The following is a 17,610-nucleotide window of genomic DNA, read 5'->3' on the forward strand; positions in this document are numbered from 1 at the left end:
CATGCGGCTCAGTCTGGAACGCGGCGGAAGCCAGGCACGCGTGACGCGCGCCTGTCGAACGTGTAGATGAATCTGCATCTCATGCTCTGGCAGCTTTCCCGAATGACGCAATCGCCGAAGTCGATGCCTGTCTTCCCGTAGCGGACCATGGCACGGCATACGGTTGCGTACGATTCCAGGACGATCCAGTGGGATTCGAGGAAGGCCACCAGCACGCGCGTGATGCGCTTGCGGGTGAAGGCGTATCGCTTCTTGAGCACCCGGACGAGTTCAACGAGGGCGGCCAGCGGCACAAAACCGCGGCACCCACTGGAAAACGATGCGATCACGCGGCTGGCGTGTCGAGCCTGAGGGGTATCGTCTTGCGTGAAGTGCCGGACTAGCACACAAGTGTCGAGTCCTATCATTGGCGCTCCTCCGCAGCATATCTCTGCAACACCTTTTCCAGCCGCGCCTCAATGTCCGCGATTTCCTCGGGGCTCAGCGGCCCGTCGTCCGGGTCGTCCTCGTACGGCCCATTGAGTTTCCGGAGCACCGATTCAACAATGGCGTCGCCGATGGCATCGTCTATTTCCTCAATCGTCAAGGGTTTGGGCGGCTCGGGAAGGGTGGCCGGGTCGGTGGGATGTTCGTTCATGGTCTTGGACTCCAAAAGTCGGGGAAGCGGGCACCTGGAAGGTGCCGCCAACGCAACTTTCCCCCACCGCGAGCCCCTTGCCTATGAGACAGCTCTGAAATTTCCCCGGACCCGCCCGGAACTTCCCCGGACCCCCATCACAAATCGTGATACCCCCATGCCCATCAAGGGGTTAGCAGCGGTCCGGCGGGCGGATACAGTCCGGCTCAGACTCCCGAAGCCATAGAAAAAGTCGTGTCCAACCCCACTCAAACTCCCCGCGAGGGCGCCCGGCCATGATCGACGTCCTTGTGATTGGCGGCGGCAACGCTGCCCTGTGCGCTGCGCTGATGGCCCGCGAGGCCGGCGCCAGCGTGATGCTGCTCGAATCCGCCCCGCGCGAATGGCGCGGCGGCAACTCCCAGCACACCCGTAACCTGCGTTGCATGCATGACGCGCCGCAAGACGTGCTGATCGATGCCTACCCCGAGGAGGAGTACTGGCAGGATCTGCTCAAGGTCACCGGCGGGCTGACCGACGAGCGGCTGGCCCGGATGGCCATCCGGGCCTCGTCGAACTGCCGTGACTGGATGCGCAGCCATGGCGTCCACTTCCAGCCGCCGCTCTCGGGCGCGCTGCACGTGGCGCGCACCAATGCCTTCTTCATGGGCGGGGGCAAGGCCCTTGTCAACGCCTACTACCGCAGCGCCGAGCAGCTCGGCGTGCAGATCCGCTACAACGCGCCGGTCGATGCCATCGAGCTGGATGGCGGCCGCTTCGTGGCGGCGCGCATCGGCGCCGAGCGGATCGAGGCCCGCGCCTGCGTGCTGGCCGCCGGCGGCTTCGAGTCGAACCGCGAATGGCTGCGCGAGGCCTGGGGCCAGAACGAGCGCGGCGAATGGCCGGCGGACAACTTCCTGATCCGTGGTACGCGCTTCAACATGGGTGTGCTGCTGAAATACATGATCGAGGCGGGCGCGGATGCCATCGGCGATCCGTCCCAGTCGCACTGCGTGGCCATCGACGCCCGCGCGCCGCTCTACGACGGCGGCATCTGCACGCGGATCGACTGCGTGTCCCTGGGCGTGGTGCTGAACGCCAATGCCGAGCGCTTCTACGACGAAGGCGAGGACTTCTGGCCCAAGCGCTATGCGATCTGGGGCCGGCTGGTGGCCCAGCAGCCGCAGCAGATCGGCTACTCGATCATCGACGCCAAGGCCGTGGGCCGCTTCATGCCGCCAGTGTTCCCGGGCGTGAAGGCCGACACGCTGCCGGAACTCGCGCGCAAGCTCGGCCTCGACGAAGCCACCTTCATGCGCACGATCAACGACTACAACGCCGCCTGCCGCGTGGGCAAGTTCGACCACACCGTGCTCGACGACTGCCACACCGAGGGCGTGACCCCGTCCAAGACCCACTGGGCCCGCCCGCTGGATACCGCGCCGTTCTACGGCTACGCGCTGCGCCCCGGCATCACCTTCACCTACCTGGGTTTGAAGGTGAACGAGGATTCGGCCGTGCATTTCGGCGGCCAGCCCAGCGACAACCTGTTCGTGGCCGGCGAGATGATGGCCGGCAACGTGCTCGGCAAGGGCTATACGGCCGGCGTGGGGATGGCCATCGGCACGGCGTTCGGCCGCATCGCCGGCACGCAGGCAGCCAAGGCGGCACTCGCCCCGGCAAAGGGCCAACGCGCCCGTGCATCACAGGAATTCGACCATGCAACATCTTGAAGCGCTGACGCGCGAGGCGGCGGCGCTGGCACAGGGCGTGCTGCCGCTGACCGCCGACGAGGGCGAAGTCGCCCGGACCCTGCAGATCTGCAACGCCTGCCGCTATTGCGAGGGCTTCTGCGCCGTGTTCCCGGCCATGACGCGCCGGCTGGAATTCCCGAAGGCGGACATCCACTACCTGGCCAACCTCTGCCACAACTGCGGCGCCTGCTACCACGCCTGCCAGTACGCGCCGCCGCACGAGTTCGCGGTGAACATCCCCCAGGCGATGGCCAAGGTGCGCGTGCAGACCTATGGCGACTACGCGTTCCCGGCTGCGCTGGGCGGGCTGTACCGCCGCGCCGGCCTGACCACGGCGCTGGCGCTGTCCGGCGGGCTGGCGCTGTTCCTGCTGATGGTGCTCGCCATGCGCGGCAGCCTGCTGCATGCACCGCTGGCCGGCAATTTCTACGCGATCTTCCCGCACAACCTGCTGGCGGCGATGTTCGGCGTGGTGTTCCTGTTCGCGATCGGCGCGCTGGGCGTGGGTGTCACGCGCTTCTGGCGGCAGGTCTCGCCGGGCACGCGGCCGGGCGAGTCACGCGGTTCGGCTGTTGGCGGCGCCGCGCACGACGCGCTGCGGCTCAAGTACCTCGACGGCGGTCATGGCCAGGGCTGCAACAATGCCGACGATGCCTTCACGCTGGCGCGCCGCCGCTTCCACCATTTCACGTTCTACGGCTTCATGCTGTGCTTCGCCGCCACCACGGTGGCCACGCTGTACCACTACCTGCTGGACTACCACGCGCCGTACCCGGTGACGAGCCTGCCGGTGCTGCTGGGCATCGCGGGCGGCATCGGGCTGCTGGTCGGCCCGGCCGGCCTGCTGTGGCTGAACCTGCGCCGCGACCCCAACACGGGCGATGCCAGCCAGCGCCCGATGGACCGTGGCTTCATCGCGCTGCTGTTCCTGACCAGCGCCAGCGGCCTGGCGCTGCTGGCCTGGCGCGACACATCCGCCATGGCCGCGCTGCTGGCCGTGCACCTGGGCATCGTGATGGCGCTGTTCCTGACGCTGCCGTATGGCAAGTTCGCCCACGGCATCTTCCGCAGCGCGGCATTGCTGAAGTGGAATATCGAGAAGCGTCGGCCTAGCGATCTCGCGCTCGGCGCAGACTGACAAGCTCGCACAGAATCCAACCATCCCCAAAGGAGACTCATCATGACAAAGCCCGGTGTGCTGAACATTCCGTCGATGCGCGGCCAGTGCAGCGAGGCGGAGTGGCAGGCCCGCGTGGACCTGGCCGCCTGCTACCGCCTCGTGGAGTTGTATGGCATGGCAGACATGATGGCCAACCATATCTCCGTCCGCGTGCCGGACGAGGAGAACGCCTTCCTGATCAACGCCTACGGCATGATGTACGAGGAGATCACCGCGTCCAGCCTGATCAAGGTGGACCACGACGGCAAGATCCTCGCCAAGCCGGACTTCGGCGACCTCGGCTACGGCATCAACAAGGCCGGCTACGTGATCCACAGCGCCGTCCACCACGCGCGCCCGGAAGTGGCGTGTGTCATCCACACCCATAGCTGGGCATCGATGGCCATTTCCTCGCTCGACTGCGGGCTGCTGCCGATCACCCAGACCGCCATGCGCTTCCTGAAGATCGGCTATCACGAGTACCAGGGCGTGGTGCTCGACACCGCCGAGCAGGAATCGCTGATTGCCGACCTGGGCACGGGCGAGGCGCTGATCCTGCGCAACCACGGCGCGATGACCGTGGGCAACACCGTGGGCGAAGCCTTCAACTGGATGCACCGCCTGGAGCTGGCCTGCCGCTCGCAGGTGGCCGCGATGTCGTGCAGCACGCCGCTGCGCGATGTGCCGGCAGACGTGCTGCAGGAAACCTGGAACAACTACCAGCCCGGCACGCGCCGTCCGTACGGCGTGATGGAATGGCCGGCGCTGCTGCGCAAGCTCGATCGCCTGGACCCCAGCTACCGCGACTAAGACGTAAATCAGACGGCGGCGGAGTCCCCCAGGGGCCGCATGGAACGGGATTGCAGGGCGGCCTCGCCTTGAACGATGAATCAGGTCAGAAGAAAGCCCTGAACGGAGTGAGATGTATGAAACGCAGAACCCTGCTGGCGCAAATGCTTGCGCTCGGCGTCGCCCCCTATGTCATGTCGGCCCGCGCGCAAGGCGGCCTGCCCAACAAGCCGATCACGCTGGTCGTGCCGTTCGCCCCGGGCGGCAACCTGGACGTGGTGGCCCGCGCCATCGCCCCGGCGCTGGAGCAGAGCCTCGGCCGCAACGTCATCGTCGATAACCGGCCCGGCGCTGGCGGCGTGATCGGCGCGACGGCGGTCTCCCGCGCCGAGCCGGACGGCAGCACGCTGCTGGTGACCACGCCCAACGCCATCGTGGTGCTGCCGAAGATGACGCGCACCAGCTTCAAGCTGGCCAGCTTCAGCCCGGTGGGGCTGGTGTCCACCACGGCGCTGGTGATCGTGGTGAAGGGCAACGACACGCGTTTCAAGGACATCGGCGCGCTGCTGGCCCACGCGCGTGCCAACCCCGGCAAGACCACCACCGGCCACGCCGGCCCCGGCACCACCAACCACATGGCCACGCTCCAGCTCGAGGACGCCGCCAGGATCCAGTTGAACGAGGTGCCCTACAAAGGCTCCGCGCCGGCGCTGATCGACCTCATGGGCGGCCAGATCGACATGGTGGTGGACCAGCTCACCAGCTCGGCACCGCATATCCAGTCCGGCGCCCTGCGTGCGCTGGCCGTGATGTCGCGCGAGCGCGATGCCGCGCTGCCGAAGGTGCCCACGCTGCGCGAATCCGGGCTGGCCAACTTCGAGGCGACCACGGCCACGGGCCTGCTGGCCCCGGCCGGCACGCCGGCAGCGGTCATCGAGACGCTGAACAGCGCGCTGCGCAAGGTGCTGGCCGAAGGCGCCGTCAAGAGCCGCCTGCTGACCGTGGGCAGCGTGGCGCAGGCCTCGTCGCCGCAGGAACTGCTGGCCTCGCTGCAACGCGAGGATGCCCGCGCGCAGACGCTGGCCGCCGCCGGGCGCCTGAAGGCCCCGGAATAACGCCGAACGTATCGACCGGACGCCATCGACCATGACCCGCCCCTGCCTGCCCCCGCTCCAGACCCTCACCGCACCGGTGTTCCGCGCGCCCGCCGGCGCCTGTGACAGCCATGCCCACGTGTTCGGCCCGTTCGCGCGCTATCCGCTCGCGATGGACCGCAGCTACACGCCGGCCGAGCATCCCGCCGACGCCTTTATCGCCCATCTGGACGAACTCGGGCTCACGCGCGGCGTGCTCGTCACGGCCAGCGCCAGCGGCACCGACAACAGCGTGGTGACCGACGCCCTGCGCCAGTACCCCACGCGCCTGCGCGGCATCGTGGTGCCGTCGCCGGACACCACGGACGCCGAGCTGGACGCCTGGCACGCCGCCGGCGTGCGCGGCGTGCGCATCAACCTGTATCAGGTGGATGGCCACGCCGTGTATCGCAACGGCGTGGGCATCGAGGTGCTCGAAGCGCTGGCCCCGCGCCTCGCCGCGCGTGGCTGGCACGCGCAGATCTGGATCCATGCGCCGGACCTCGTCACGCTGGGCCCGCGCCTCAAGGCGCTGGGCCTGCCGCTGGTGATCGACCACATGGGCCGCATGGCCACCTCGCGCGGGGTAGCGGACCCCGGCTTCCAGGCGCTCTGCGCGCTGCTGGCGGAAGGGGTGGCCTGGACCAAGATCTCGGGCGCTGACCGGCTCCAGCCCGCCGGCGCGCCGTACGAACAGGTCGATCCCTTCGTCGCGGCGCTGATGCAGGCCAACCCGGAGCAGGTGGTGTGGGGCTCCGACTGGCCGCACATCAACTACTTCGAGTCCGCCCAGATGCCTGACGACGGCGTGCTGTTCAACCTGCTGGCGCGCTGGCTGCCGGACGCCGCCAGCCGCGAGCGCGTGCTGGTGCACAACCCGGCACGGCTGTACGACTTCGGCTAAGCATTGATTTTTGCGTCTTATCACCACGACGGCGGCCGCGAAGACGGCTGCCGCATCAACAGGAGAACCAACATGCCTCGATTCGCCCCCGGTCGATGGTTGACCCCCTACCTGAGCGCGGCACTGGCTGCCGGCGCCGCGCTGGTCACCCTGGCCGCCCCCGCCCAGGCCGCCGACGAATACCCGACCAAGCCCGTGCGCGTGGTGGTGGCCTTCACCGCCGGCGGTACCACCGACATGCTGGCCCGCAGCGTGAGCCAGCACCTGGGCCAGCGCTTCAAGCAATCGTTCGTGGTGGAAAACCGCCCCGGCGCGGGCGGCAACATCGGCACCGAGTACGTGGTGCGCGCCCCGGCGGACGGCTACACGCTGCTGGTGGACTCGGTCGGCCCGATCTCGATCAACCAGACGCTCTACAAGAAGCTGAACTACGACCCGCTGGCGGACCTCGTGCCGGTGGTGCAGATCGCCGACGTGCCGAACGTGCTGGTGGTGCATCCCTCGGTGCCGGCCAAGACCTTCGAGGAGTTCGTCGCCTACATCAAGGCCAATCCGGGCAAGCTGAACTATGGCTCGACGGGCGTGGGCACCTCGTCGCACCTGTCCGGCTTCATGCTGTCGGAGCGCATCGGCGCGCCGGCCACGCACGTGCCCTACAAGGGCGCCGATGCCCTGAACGACCTGCTGTCCGGCCGCATCCAGTTCATGTTCGCGACGATTCCGTCGGTGATCTCGCACATCCAGGCCGGCAAGCTGCGCGCGCTGGCGGTGACCAGCGCCAAGCGCTCGCGCTCGCTGCCGGAGGTGCCGGCAGTGGCCGAGAAGGGCTTCCCGGGCTTCGAGGCCGGCTCGTGGTTCGGCATCTTCGCGCCCAAGGGCACGCCGAAGACCGTCATCACGCAGGTGAATCAGGCCGTGAACGAGGTGCTGCCGTCGCTGCAGGCGCAGATGATCCGCGAGGGCGCCGACCCGGTGGGCGGCACGCCCGAGCAGTTCGGCAAGTTCACGCGCAAGGAGTATGACAAGTGGAAGGTGGTCGTCAAAGCCTCGGGAGCGACGGTAGACTGACGCCATGACTGCATCCGCTGCCTCCTCCGCCTCCGCTGCGCCCGTGCGCATCCTGCTCTCCGAAGCGGCGCTGCGCGCCCATGGCGACGCGATCACCGCCACCATCGCCGCCGCCATGGCAGGCCGGGACTGGGTTCCCGTGGCCCCGCCGGCCGTGGACGACGCCCGGCCCATCGACGCCGACATCGCCTTCGTCTCGCGCGATGTGACGGGGCGCTCGACCAAGCACGAGGTGCAACCGGCCACGCGGCGCTTCTACACCGCGATGCTGGAGGCGCCCTCGCTGCGCTGGACCCACACGCACTCGGCCGGCGCCGACCGCCCGGTGTTCGGCGAACTGCGCCAGCAGGGGGTGACGGTGACGACTTCGTCGGGTGCCAATGCCAGCGTGGTGGCGCAGACGGCGCTGGCCGGGCTGCTGGCGCTGGCGCGGCACCTGCCGCAGATGCTGGCCACCCAGCGTGAACGCCGCTGGGCCCCGCTGATGGGCGCCGACATGCCGCGCGACCTGCACGGCCAGACGGCGACCATCGTCGGCTGGGGGCCGATCGGCCAGCAGATCGGCGCGGTGCTGCGCCTGTTCGGGATGTCGGTGGTGGTGGTGCGCCAGCGCGCCACGCCGGCGGGGGAGGGCTTCGAGACCGTGACCTTCGCCGATGTGCCGGCGGTGCTGCCGCGCACGGACTGGCTGGTGCTGGCCTGCCCGCTGACGGATGAAACGCGCGGGCTGCTGAGCGCCGCCGCGCTGGACAGCCTGCCGAAGGGCGCGCGGCTGGTCAACGTGTCGCGTGGCGAGGTGGTGGACGAGCCGGCGTTGATCGCCGCGCTGCAGGGCGGCCGGCTGGCGGGTGCCTATCTCGATGTCTTCGCCCACGAGCCGCTGCCTGCGGATTCGCCGCTCTGGACGCTGCCCAACGTCATCGCCACGCCGCACAGCGCCGGCTTTTCCGATGGCAACGCGGCGCGCGTGGTCGAGATCTTCCTCGACAACCTGGGCCGCTGGATCACGCAGACGCCGCTCCGCAACGCGGTGTCGTAACAAATCGGACACCATCTTCGGAAATTTCCGCAGCCATTTGCAGAAATTTCCGCACCTCTGCGGCGACTTCCGCAGGCAGGATGACAGCATGTTCTGCCACCTGCCTGCCGCCGCCGTGCCTGCCCCCTCCCAGTCTTCCCAGCTACCCGTTCCCCGCATCGTCGTGGCCGAGGACCATCCGGTCAGCCTGCTGGTGCTGGAGGACCAGCTCGCCGGCATCGGCGGCTGCGTGGCCCAGCCCTGCCGTTCCGGCGAGGAAGCGTGGGCCGCCGTGCAGCAGGACCCACGGCCCGCCTTGCTGCTGACGGACCTGGGCCTGCCGGGGCTGGACGGACTGGCGCTGGCCCGCCGGATCCGGGCGGCGGAGGGCGGCAAGCGCGCCGGGCGGCTGCCCATCGTCGCCATCACGGCCACGGCCGGCCCGGAGGCGCGCCTGGCCTGCCTCCGGGCCGGCATCGATACGGTGCTGTCCAAGCCGGTCAGCTTCCAGACCCTCCGCGCCGTGGTGAGCCGCTATCTCTCTATATAGATATAGAGAGCGGGGGGCGCGCGGGCCTCAGCCGTGCCAGTGCGAGCAGCGGATCACGCTGCAGAAATTGCCGCGATGGAAGTGCGGGTCCTTGTCGGCCAGCACATCCGCCTTCACGTTGCCGAACGTGGTGTCCGGCTTGTGGCGAATGCCATCGTAAAACGCTTGAATAATGTCTTCCTTGAAGTGCGGGGTGCGCGGATACGCCTGCACCACGCGCTCGCGGTCTTCATCGGCAAACGTCTCGTAGCGGATGCCCAGCACGTCCATCTCCACGCCAGCCGTCACCAGCGCCACCACCGGGTCCATGAACTCGGGAATGCCGGGCGTGGTGTGCAGCGCGATACCTGTCCAGACTTTGTCGATGTCCGCCTGCGCGATGCCACGGCTGCGCAGGAAGTCCGCCGCCGCGTTGGCACCATCCACCTCGAAGCGCTTGTCCGGGCTGCTGTGCGCCGGCGTCAGGCCCATGTCGTGGAACATCGTGCCCGCGTAGAGCAGTTCGGGGTCGTATGGCAGGCCACGCTGCTTGCCGGCCAGCGCCGCGAAGTAGTACACGCGGCTCGAGTGGTTGAACAGCAGCGTGGATTCGGTGTCGCGGACCAGTTGCGTGATGTCGCGGGCCAATTGGCTGTCAGGGATGGCGATGTCGCCCAGGGTGAATTGCATGGCTGGCTCCTTTCGTTTGGGGTTGAAACGAGTGTAGGAGCGGGAGTACCATGTCTTCAATCGTCGTAGTGCGACGTTTTGGGCCAAACCGGACGGATCGCGACGCGACAGCAATGCTCAGGGATTTTTCACCATGACCACCCCCCGCACCATCGTGCTGCTGGCCATCGAAGGCGTGCAGTTGCTGGATGTCTCCGGGCCCCTCGACGTCTTCGCGGAAGCCAATGCCCAGGCCGGCCGGCAGGTCTATGCACTCCAGGTGGTTGGCGTGCGGCGCGGGCCGATCCGGGCCTCGTCAGGCGTCCGGCTGCTGGCGGATCTGCTGGTCGAGGAAGACCCGCTCGGGGCGGCGCTGTCCCGTCCCCATACCGTGCTGGTGGCGGGTGCGCCACATGCGGGCGAGACCCCGACCGAACCGATCGTGCTGGACTGGATTCGCGCCGTGGCGCCGCGCGCGCGCCGCTACGGCTCGGTGTGCAGCGGCGCCTTTCTGCTGGCCGATGCCGGCCTGCTGGAGGGGCGGCGCGTAACCACGCACTGGGCGGGCGCGGACCGGCTGGCGGCGCGTTTCCCGGGCGTGACCGTGGATGCCGACGCCATCCACGTGCGCGACGGCAAGCTGCGCACGGCGGCCGGCGTGACGGCGGGGCTGGACCTTGCGCTGGCGCTGGTCGAAGAGGATCTCGGGCGCGAACTCGCCATGCGCGTGGCCAGCCAGTTGGTGATGTTCTTCAAGCGGCCCGGCGGGCAGGCGCAGTTCCGCCGCAGTGCGGCGCCCGCGCTGGCCAACCGCTCGGCCTTGCAGGAACTCCAGCGCTGGGTGGCCGCGCATCCGGCGGATTCCCACGATGTGCCCAGCCTCGCCGCGCGCGTCGGCGTGAGTCCGCGCCACCTGACGCGGCTGTTCCGCGAGGAAGTCGGCGTCACGCCGGCCAGCTGGGTAGAAGCAGCACGCGTGACTGCCGCGCGGCAACTGCTGGAGGCCGGCCACCTCGCGCCCAAGCAGGTAGCGGGTGAGTGCGGCTTTTCGAGTGTCGATACGCTGCGCCGCGCGTTCATGCGCGTGGTGGGGGTGACGCCTGCGGACTATCGCAAGCGTCACGCCTCGACCGCCGATTGACGGCAGGCGCGGTCGGTCGCCCCAGCAACCGCCACGCCAGCACCGCCGACCCCGCCACCACGACTGCCGCCGCCACGCCGATCCATGCGATGCCGGGCCCGTCGATCACGCGCCCGCCCAGGATGGCCCCGATGCCGATGCCCGCGTTCGCGCCCGAGATATTGAGCGCGGAGCCCAGCGCCTGCGCCGAGGGTGCCGCCTGCATCAGCCGGACGTTATTGACGATAAACAGCGCCGATTGCGCGATGCCCCAGACCGCCAGCACCGCGAACAGGGCGGGCGACCACGGCGCGGCCCACGCCACCAGCGCCAGGCTGAGTGCCAGCCAGCCGCTGAACACCAGCGTCGCGCGCAGGGCGCTGCGGTCCACCAGCCGGYCGCCGAAATGGTTGCCGACCAGCCCCATCGCGCCGAACGCCATCAGCGTCCAGCCCACCGCCGGCCCGGACAGCCCGCCCAGCCGCTCCAGGAAATCGGCCAGATAGGTGTAGGCGATGAACATCCCCGTGAACGACAGCACCGACAGCGCCACGTGCCCGAGGATGGCCGGCTGCCGCGCCAGCCGTAGCTGCGCCGCGAACGGCAGCGGCGGGGTGGCGGCGGTGGGCGGCAGGCGCGTCAGCAGCAGCGCCTTGACCAGCGCCAGCGCGGCCAGCACGCCGAAGGCGGTGCGCCAGCCGAAGGCATCGCCGATCAGCGTGCCGAGCGGAATGCCGAACACGGTGGCACCGACCATGCCATAGGCCATGATCGACAACGCCCGCCCGGCCCGGGCCGCGCCGAGCGCCGCCACGGCGGTCTCGCAGGCGAGCGACCAGAACACGGCCACGCCGAGCGCCGGCACCAGCCGCGCGATGGCCAGCACGCCGAGGTTCGGCGCCATCGCCGCCAGCGCGTTCGAGAGCGCGGTCAGCACGAGGATGACCACGAACACGCGCCGCCGCGCGTGCGGGCCGGTGTGTGGGCCGATGTGCGCCGCCACGCGCGCGGTCAGCAGCGGGCCGGTGACGGCCACCGTGAAGGCGAACAGCGAGACCAGCAGCCCGGCCTGCGCCACGCTGACGTGGAGGTCGCGCGCAAGCCCGGGCAGCAGGCCCACGATCAGGAATTCCGTGGTCAGCACGGTAAAGCCGGCCGCAGCCAGCAGCAGAATCGGCAACAACATGGGGGAGGAAACTCCTGAGGGGGATGGCGGCGTCAGTCGGTGAAGCCGCCATCGGTAAGGATCGACCGCCCGGTGACCCAGGCCATGTCCGGAGACGCCAGCGCCACGATCACACGGGCAACGTCCTCCGGCTCGGCCAGTCGGCCCAGCGGGGTTTCGGCGGCGAGGTGCCGCCGTTCGTCGTCGGGAATGCCCGCGGTCATGTCCGTGCGCGTGATAAACGGGGCGACGGCATTGACGCGGATGCGGCGCGCGCCAAGCTCCATGGCGAAGGCGCGGGTGAGGGCGTCCACGGCGGCCTTGCTGGCCGAGTAGACACTGGTCGGCGCGGTGGGCGCGTGCGCGAGGTTGCTCGACACGTTGACGATGCTGCCGCCATGATCCCCAAACAGCGGGGCGAAGGCTTGCGTCGTCAGCATCACGCTGAGCGCGTTGTTGTCGAACTGTTCGGCAAAGAATGCCGCGTCGAGTTCCGCCAGCGGGCGGGCGCCGAACACGCCGGCGTTGTTGACCAGCACGTCGATGCGCCCGTGCTGTTGCCCCACCGCCTGCGCCAGCGCGCGCACCGAGGCCGGATCGGCCACATCGGCCTGGAAGGCGTCCGCCTGCCCACCGGCGGCCCGGATCGCGGCCACCACGGCCTCCGCCGCCGCGCGTTGCGCCTTGTAGACCACCGCCACGTGGGCGCCGCGCGCCGCCAGCGCCAGCGCCGTGGCCTTGCCGATGCCGCGCGAGGCGCCCGTGACCACCGCTACCTTGTCTTGCAGGGACATGATTGTTGCTCCGTTACCAGGTTGTCGATGACGGACAAGGTAGCGGGGCGCCCCCGGTGCGGGAAGCTGGAAGACTGGAACGTCGCGTTCCGATTCTGGAACGGGTGGGCGAGGGAGTCAGCCCTCGTCGGGCCACTGCTCCCGGAGTAGGGCCAGCAGGGCGCGCACGGCGGAGGTCATGCCGCGCCGGCTCGGGTACATCGCGTAGATCGTGGCATCGCGCGAGCGTACCGCGCCGAGCACCGGCACCAGCGTGCCGGCTTCGATGGCGTCCCGGCACATCGTCATCGGCAACTGCGCCAGCCCGGCGCCGCGCATCGCCAGTTCGCGCATTGCCATCAGGTTGTCCACGGCAATCGCAGGCGTGATCGGCCAGTCGAACGGCTCGCCGGCATCGTCGACGAACTGCCACGGGCGCGGCTGCGCCAGCGTGCCTTGCGCCAGGCAGGGGTAGCCGGCCAGGGCGTCGAGCGAGGCGGGCAGGCCGGCGTCGCGGAACAGGTCAGGATGGCCGACCACCAGCGAGCGCGACGTGGCGACCGGCGTCGCCACCACGTCCTCCGAGGCCAGCGGCACCACCGCCGCGCGGATCACGAGGTCGAGCCGCTCCTCGGTCAGGTCCACGAAGCGGTTGGACAGCGTGAGCTGCACGCGCACCTGCGGATGCGCCCGCGCGAACGCGGCCAGGATCGGCGCGAGCGTGGTCTCGGCAATCAGTACGGAGGTGTGGAGGTGGATCACGCCGGACGGCTCGGCCAGCGACTGGCGCGTCAGCGCGCCAATCTCGGCCACATGGGCCGCCGCCTGGCGCGCATGGCCGGCCACGGCCTCGCCCACGGGCGTCAGCCCGAACGCCTGCGTGGATCGGTGCAGCAGCCGCACGCCCAGCGCGCGCTCCAGCTCGGCCACGCGGCGCGAGAGGCGGGATTTGGCGATGCCGGTCTGGCGCTCGGCCGCGCTGAAGCCGCCGGCCTCCACTACGTGGAGGAACAGCAGCAGGTCGTCGAGGTGGGTGGCTGGGGGCGGCGGAGCGGTCTTGGCGTCCATGCCCCGCAGCTTATCACCGGGCCGCTACATGTTCAGCGCACGCTTCTGCACCGCCAGCGCGGCCTCGCGCATCACCTCGGACAGCGACGGATGCGGATGGCTGATCATGCCGATGTCCTCGGACGCCGCCTTGAACTCCATCGCCACCACGCCCTCCGCGATCAGGTCGGACGCATTGGCGGCGATGATATGCACCCCCAGCAGCTCGTCCGTCTTCGCGTCGGCAATCATCTTGATAAAGCCGTCCGGCCGGCCCATGCCCAGCGCGCGCCCGTTGGCCGACATCGGGAACTGGCCGGTGCGGATCTCGCGGCCCTCGGCCTTGAGCTGCGCCTCCGACTTGCCCACCCAGGCAATCTCCGGCTCGGTGTAGATCACCCACGGAATGCAGTTGTAGTCGATATGCGGCTTCTGGCCGTCGATCACCTCGGCCACCATCACGCCCTCGTCCTCGGCCTTGTGGGCCAGCATCGGGCCGCGCACCACGTCGCCAATCGCGTAGATGCCGGCCACCGACGTGCGGCAGTGATCGTCCACGGGGACGAAGCCGCGCGCGTCGGCGGCCAGCCCCGCGGCCTCCAGCCCGAGGTTGTCCGTGTTCGGCACCCGGCCGATGGAGACGATCAGCCGGTCCGCGTCCAGTGTCTGCGCTTTGCCGTCCTGGTCGGTGTAGGCGATGCTCACGCCCTTGCCGCTGCGCTTGATCTCGCCGATCTGCACGCCGAGGTGGATGGCGAGCCCCTGCTTCTTGAACTGCTTGGCGGCCTCCCGGGCGATGGCTTCGTCCACGGTGCCGAGGAAGGTCGGCAGCGCCTCAAGAATGGTCACTTCCGAACCCAGCCGGCGCCACACCGAGCCCAGTTCCAGCCCGATCACCCCGGCGCCGATCACGGCGAGCTTCTTGGGCACCGCATCGAAGGACAGGGCCCCCTCGTTGTCGGAGACGATGACGTTGTCTACCGGCACGTTGGGCAAGTGGCGCGCCCGGGAGCCGGTGGCGATGATCACGTTGCGCGCGGTGTAGGTCTTGGCCTTGGCCGCCCCCCCGCCCCCGCCCCCGCCCCCGCCCCCATCTTCACTGGCTTCCACGGTGACCACGCCGTTGTCCGCGCGGCTCTGCAACTTTCCGTGGCCCTTGATCCAGGTGACCTTGTTCTTGCGGAACAGGAACTCCACGCCGCCTGTGAACTTGTCCACGATGGCGGCCTTGCGCGCGATCATCGTGCCAAGGTCCAGCGTCACGCCCTTGACCTGCACGCCGTGCTCGGCCAGCCCGTGCTGGGCCTGCTCGAAGTGCTCGGACGAGGCCAGCAGCGCCTTCGACGGAATGCAGCCCACGTTCAGGCAGGTGCCGCCCAGCCGGGGCTTGCCGGCCGGGTCCTTCCATTCCTCGATGCAGGCCACGGTCTTGCCGAGCTGCGCGGCGCGGATGGCGGCGATGTAGCCGCCGGGGCCGGAGCCGATCACGATCACGTCGAAGTCAGCGGTGGCGGAAGCGGCAGCACCGGCGCCGCCGCCCTGCACGGCCGGGGCGGAGGCCGCAGCGGGAGCGGGTGCGGCCTTGGGCGGCGCTGCGGCGGTAGCCGGGGCCGAAGTCACCCCCGGCTTGCCTTCCGTATCGATGGTCGCAATCACCTCGTCGGCGTGCACGGTCGCGCCGTCCGGGTGGACGATGCTGGCCAGCACGCCGCTGGCGGGCGCAGGCACCTCCAGCGTGACCTTGTCCGTCTCCAGTTCCACCAGGATCTCGTCGCGGGTCACGGCCTCGCCGGCCTGCTTTTTCCATTGGATCAGCGTGGCTTCGGAAACGGATTCGGAGAGCTGCGGCACCTTCACTTCGATCGCGGCCATGGTCTTCCTTTTCTAGATGGAGTGACAAAGACCTTCAGTCTAGGAGAGACGCGAGACAGACATGTCGCCGACGCGGCGAGCGTTGCTAGGGGTTTACCCTGGATCAAGCCGCGAACTTGTCCACGAGGAAATCGACGAAAGCCCGCACCCGGCGCGAGACGTGGCGCGCGTGCGGGTAGAGCAGCATGAAGGGCCGCGTGCAGCCACCGTAGGCCTGCAGCACCTCCACCAGCGTGCCGTCGCGCAGGTCCTGCTCCACCACGAAGCGGTAGGTCTGGAACAGGCCGGCACCGGCGCGGGCCAGCGTGGCGCCGCCCAGTGCGTCCTCGGCCGTGCCATAGGCGCCGGCGGTCACCATCTCCAGGGTCTCGCCCTCCTGCTGGAAGATCCATGGCAGGCGCCGGCCGCTGCTCGGGACATCGAACTGGATGCATTCGTGCGCCGGCAGGTCGTCCGGCGTGGCCGGCGTGCCGTGCTTGCGCAGGTAGGCGGGCGTGGCCACCACCACCATCTCGGCGTCTTCCAGCTTGCGGGCGATCAGCGTGGAGTCGTCGGGCGCCCGGCCGCGCACGGAGAGGTCGAAGGTGTCATCGGCAAAGTCCACATTGCGGTTGCTGATATGGATCTCGACGTCCACCTCGGGATAGCGCTCGCGGAAGGCCGGCAGCACCGGCAGCACGCGATAGTGGGCGTAGGGCGTGGGCAGGCTGATGCGCAGCCGCCCGGCGGGCGTGCCGTGCTGGCCGCTGATCTGGCGCTCGGCGTCCACCAGCTGCGCCAGCGCCGGCCGGCTCTGCTCGAAATAGACCCGCCCCTCGTCCGTGAGCCGGATCTGCCGCGTGGTCCGCACGAACAGCCGCACGCCCAGGCGCTCCTCCAGCCGCGACACACTGCGGCTCACCGCCGCCGGCGTGACCCCCGCCGCCACCGCCGCCGCGGTGAAACTGCTCAGTTCCGCGGCCAGGCAGAACAGTTCGATGCTGCCGAGCTGGAGGTCGTCGAATTGGCGCTTCATAGGGCAAAGAGGGAGGGGGTTAGCGGCGAATTAGCGAGCCAGCACGTCGAGAATCCGTTGGCCGATGTGCTGGCCATGCGTCTCCAGCGCGAAGTGGCCGGTGTCCAGCAATTCCACCACGGCGGTCGGGTTGTCGCGGCGGAACGCCTCGGCGCCGGGCGGGATGAAGAACGGATCGTTGCGGCCCCAGATTACCAGTGTAGGCACCTGCGCCTGGCGGAAGAACGCCTGGAAATCGGGGTAGCGCTTCAGGTTGTTGGCGTAGTCGAGGAACAGGTCGAGCTGGATGTCCTTGTTGCCGGGCCGTTCCAGCAGCGCCGCGTCCAGCGTGTACGACTCGGGCGCCACGCTGTCCGGGTCGGCCACGCCGTGCACGTACTGCCACTTCGTGCCTTCCAGATGGAGCATGGCGTCGTGCAGCACCTGCCGGTTGGCCGCGCTGGGCTCGGCCCAGTACTGGCGGACCGGCGCCCACGCATCGCCCAGCCCATCGAGATAGGCGTTGCCGTTCTGCGAGACGATGCCCGTCACGCGCTCGGGGTGGGCCACGGCCAGCCGGAAGCCGGTGGGCGCGCCGTAGTCGAACACGTACATCGCATAGCGCTCCAGCCCGAGGGCATCGACAAAGGCGCCGAGCGTGGTGGCGAGGTTGTCGAAGGTGTAGCGGTACTGGCGCGCGGCCGGCACCTCGGTAAAGCCGAAGCCGGGCAGGTCTGGGGCGATCACCCGGAAATGGCTCGCCAGTTGCGGAATCAGGTGACGGAACTGGTGGGACGAGGTCGGAAAGCCGTGCAGCAGCAGCATCACGGGCGCCTGCGGGTCGCCGGCTTCACGGTAGAAGACGCGCACGCCGTCGGCGTCGGCGTAGCGGATGTGGACCTGAGGGCTGGCAGTCATGGCAATTCTCCGGAAGCGAAAGCGGAAGCGGGAACGAGGGCCGTCATCGGCTTGGTTCCGAAGTGTATGCCAATTTTGTAAC

Annotated in this window: 18 protein-coding genes; 9 read left to right on the forward strand and 9 right to left on the reverse strand. The window is 69.2% G+C overall.

Going from position 1 to position 17,610, the window contains the following annotated elements; translation table 11 throughout:
- Nucleotides 1-8: 8 nt before the first annotated feature.
- Complete coding sequence (locus AC1DFU_RS03190) at nucleotides 9-407, reverse strand: PIN domain-containing protein (RefSeq protein WP_441592905.1); 399 nt, start codon at nucleotides 405-407, stop codon at nucleotides 9-11.
- A complete protein-coding gene (locus AC1DFU_RS03195; protein ID WP_092297239.1) occupies nucleotides 404-637 on the reverse strand; it encodes a hypothetical protein in 234 nt (77 codons plus the stop codon). Before AC1DFU_RS03195 ends, AC1DFU_RS03190 begins: the two co-directional genes overlap by 4 nt.
- Nucleotides 638-912: 275 nt before the next feature.
- Between AC1DFU_RS03195 and tcuA the strand changes: the two genes are divergently transcribed.
- From tcuA to AC1DFU_RS03235, 8 genes are all read left to right on the forward strand, one after another.
- Entirely contained in the window at nucleotides 913-2,349 is a 1,437-nt protein-coding gene (gene tcuA, locus AC1DFU_RS03200; RefSeq protein WP_092297242.1) for an FAD-dependent tricarballylate dehydrogenase TcuA, read from the forward strand.
- Entirely contained in the window at nucleotides 2,336-3,508 is a 1,173-nt protein-coding gene (gene tcuB / locus AC1DFU_RS03205; protein WP_092297245.1) for a tricarballylate utilization 4Fe-4S protein TcuB, read from the forward strand. The genes tcuA and tcuB overlap by 14 nt, the downstream gene beginning before the upstream one ends.
- Before the next feature lie 42 nt (nucleotides 3,509-3,550).
- Nucleotides 3,551-4,339 carry a class II aldolase/adducin family protein gene (locus tag AC1DFU_RS03210; protein WP_092297248.1) on the forward strand — a complete coding sequence of 263 codons (789 nt, stop codon included), beginning with the start codon at nucleotides 3,551-3,553 and terminating at the stop codon, nucleotides 4,337-4,339.
- Between the two features lie 116 nt (nucleotides 4,340-4,455).
- Nucleotides 4,456-5,433: a Bug family tripartite tricarboxylate transporter substrate binding protein gene (locus AC1DFU_RS03215; RefSeq protein ID WP_092297251.1), complete on the forward strand. Its 978-nt coding sequence runs from the start codon at nucleotides 4,456-4,458 to the stop codon at nucleotides 5,431-5,433.
- Nucleotides 5,434-5,464: 31 nt separating this feature from the next.
- Complete coding sequence (locus AC1DFU_RS03220; protein ID WP_092297254.1) at nucleotides 5,465-6,355, forward strand: amidohydrolase family protein; 891 nt, start codon at nucleotides 5,465-5,467, stop codon at nucleotides 6,353-6,355.
- A 72-nt stretch (nucleotides 6,356-6,427) separates the two neighbouring features.
- Nucleotides 6,428-7,423, forward strand: a complete 996-nt coding sequence (locus AC1DFU_RS03225) for a Bug family tripartite tricarboxylate transporter substrate binding protein (RefSeq protein WP_092297257.1) — start codon at nucleotides 6,428-6,430, stop codon at nucleotides 7,421-7,423.
- A 4-nt stretch (nucleotides 7,424-7,427) separates the two neighbouring features.
- Nucleotides 7,428-8,462 (forward strand): D-2-hydroxyacid dehydrogenase, encoded by a 1,035-nt coding sequence (locus AC1DFU_RS03230; protein ID WP_092297260.1) that lies wholly within the window; start codon nucleotides 7,428-7,430, stop codon nucleotides 8,460-8,462.
- Between the two features lie 88 nt (nucleotides 8,463-8,550).
- On the forward strand, nucleotides 8,551-8,991 hold the full coding sequence (locus AC1DFU_RS03235) for a response regulator (RefSeq protein WP_092297447.1): 441 nt from the start codon (nucleotides 8,551-8,553) through the stop codon (nucleotides 8,989-8,991).
- 27 nt (nucleotides 8,992-9,018) lie between these two features.
- Here the strand turns inward: AC1DFU_RS03235 and AC1DFU_RS03240 are convergent, their stop codons facing one another.
- Nucleotides 9,019-9,660: an HD domain-containing protein gene (locus AC1DFU_RS03240; RefSeq protein ID WP_092297263.1), complete on the reverse strand. Its 642-nt coding sequence runs from the start codon at nucleotides 9,658-9,660 to the stop codon at nucleotides 9,019-9,021.
- A 133-nt stretch (nucleotides 9,661-9,793) separates the two neighbouring features.
- Between AC1DFU_RS03240 and AC1DFU_RS03245 the strand changes: the two genes are divergently transcribed.
- Entirely contained in the window at nucleotides 9,794-10,780 is a 987-nt protein-coding gene (locus AC1DFU_RS03245) for a GlxA family transcriptional regulator (RefSeq protein ID WP_441592906.1), read from the forward strand.
- Here the strand turns inward: AC1DFU_RS03245 and AC1DFU_RS03250 are convergent.
- The 6 genes from AC1DFU_RS03250 to AC1DFU_RS03275 form a co-directional block, all read right to left on the reverse strand.
- Nucleotides 10,716-11,945, reverse strand: coding sequence for an MFS transporter (locus tag AC1DFU_RS03250; RefSeq protein ID WP_477159847.1), 1,230 nt, complete (start codon nucleotides 11,943-11,945; stop codon nucleotides 10,716-10,718). The two genes, AC1DFU_RS03245 and AC1DFU_RS03250, sit on opposite strands and share 65 nt — an antisense overlap.
- A gap of 32 nt (nucleotides 11,946-11,977) precedes the next feature.
- Entirely contained in the window at nucleotides 11,978-12,718 is a 741-nt protein-coding gene (locus AC1DFU_RS03255; protein ID WP_441592908.1) for an SDR family NAD(P)-dependent oxidoreductase, read from the reverse strand.
- Nucleotides 12,719-12,835: 117 nt separating this feature from the next.
- Nucleotides 12,836-13,765: a LysR family transcriptional regulator gene (locus tag AC1DFU_RS03260; RefSeq protein WP_441592909.1), complete on the reverse strand. Its 930-nt coding sequence runs from the start codon at nucleotides 13,763-13,765 to the stop codon at nucleotides 12,836-12,838.
- A gap of 24 nt (nucleotides 13,766-13,789) precedes the next feature.
- Nucleotides 13,790-15,616 (reverse strand): dihydrolipoyl dehydrogenase, encoded by a 1,827-nt coding sequence (gene lpdA / locus AC1DFU_RS03265; protein WP_441592910.1) that lies wholly within the window; start codon nucleotides 15,614-15,616, stop codon nucleotides 13,790-13,792.
- A gap of 103 nt (nucleotides 15,617-15,719) precedes the next feature.
- Entirely contained in the window at nucleotides 15,720-16,631 is a 912-nt protein-coding gene (locus AC1DFU_RS03270) for a substrate binding domain-containing protein (RefSeq protein ID WP_441592911.1), read from the reverse strand.
- Between the two features lie 30 nt (nucleotides 16,632-16,661).
- On the reverse strand, nucleotides 16,662-17,528 hold the full coding sequence (locus tag AC1DFU_RS03275; protein ID WP_441592912.1) for an alpha/beta fold hydrolase: 867 nt from the start codon (nucleotides 17,526-17,528) through the stop codon (nucleotides 16,662-16,664).
- Nucleotides 17,529-17,610 lie beyond the last annotated feature (82 nt).

This window comes from Cupriavidus sp. 10L45, assembly GCF_056395225.1.

Coding starts and splice junctions, on each gene's coding strand:
- AC1DFU_RS03190 (WP_441592905.1), bottom strand. CDS start 407: ATGATAGGACTCGACACTTGTGTGCTAGTCCGGCACTTCACGCAAGAC.
- AC1DFU_RS03195 (WP_092297239.1), bottom strand. CDS start 637: ATGAACGAACATCCCACCGACCCGGCCACCCTTCCCGAGCCGCCCAAA.
- tcuA (WP_092297242.1), top strand. CDS start 913: ATGATCGACGTCCTTGTGATTGGCGGCGGCAACGCTGCCCTGTGCGCT.
- tcuB (WP_092297245.1), top strand. CDS start 2,336: ATGCAACATCTTGAAGCGCTGACGCGCGAGGCGGCGGCGCTGGCACAG.
- AC1DFU_RS03210 (WP_092297248.1), top strand. CDS start 3,551: ATGACAAAGCCCGGTGTGCTGAACATTCCGTCGATGCGCGGCCAGTGC.
- AC1DFU_RS03215 (WP_092297251.1), top strand. CDS start 4,456: ATGAAACGCAGAACCCTGCTGGCGCAAATGCTTGCGCTCGGCGTCGCC.
- AC1DFU_RS03220 (WP_092297254.1), top strand. CDS start 5,465: ATGACCCGCCCCTGCCTGCCCCCGCTCCAGACCCTCACCGCACCGGTG.
- AC1DFU_RS03225 (WP_092297257.1), top strand. CDS start 6,428: ATGCCTCGATTCGCCCCCGGTCGATGGTTGACCCCCTACCTGAGCGCG.
- AC1DFU_RS03230 (WP_092297260.1), top strand. CDS start 7,428: ATGACTGCATCCGCTGCCTCCTCCGCCTCCGCTGCGCCCGTGCGCATC.
- AC1DFU_RS03235 (WP_092297447.1), top strand. CDS start 8,551: ATGTTCTGCCACCTGCCTGCCGCCGCCGTGCCTGCCCCCTCCCAGTCT.
- AC1DFU_RS03240 (WP_092297263.1), bottom strand. CDS start 9,660: ATGCAATTCACCCTGGGCGACATCGCCATCCCTGACAGCCAATTGGCC.
- AC1DFU_RS03245 (WP_441592906.1), top strand. CDS start 9,794: ATGACCACCCCCCGCACCATCGTGCTGCTGGCCATCGAAGGCGTGCAG.
- AC1DFU_RS03255 (WP_441592908.1), bottom strand. CDS start 12,718: ATGTCCCTGCAAGACAAGGTAGCGGTGGTCACGGGCGCCTCGCGCGGC.
- AC1DFU_RS03260 (WP_441592909.1), bottom strand. CDS start 13,765: ATGGACGCCAAGACCGCTCCGCCGCCCCCAGCCACCCACCTCGACGAC.
- lpdA (WP_441592910.1), bottom strand. CDS start 15,616: ATGGCCGCGATCGAAGTGAAGGTGCCGCAGCTCTCCGAATCCGTTTCC.
- AC1DFU_RS03270 (WP_441592911.1), bottom strand. CDS start 16,631: ATGAAGCGCCAATTCGACGACCTCCAGCTCGGCAGCATCGAACTGTTC.
- AC1DFU_RS03275 (WP_441592912.1), bottom strand. CDS start 17,528: ATGACTGCCAGCCCTCAGGTCCACATCCGCTACGCCGACGCCGACGGC.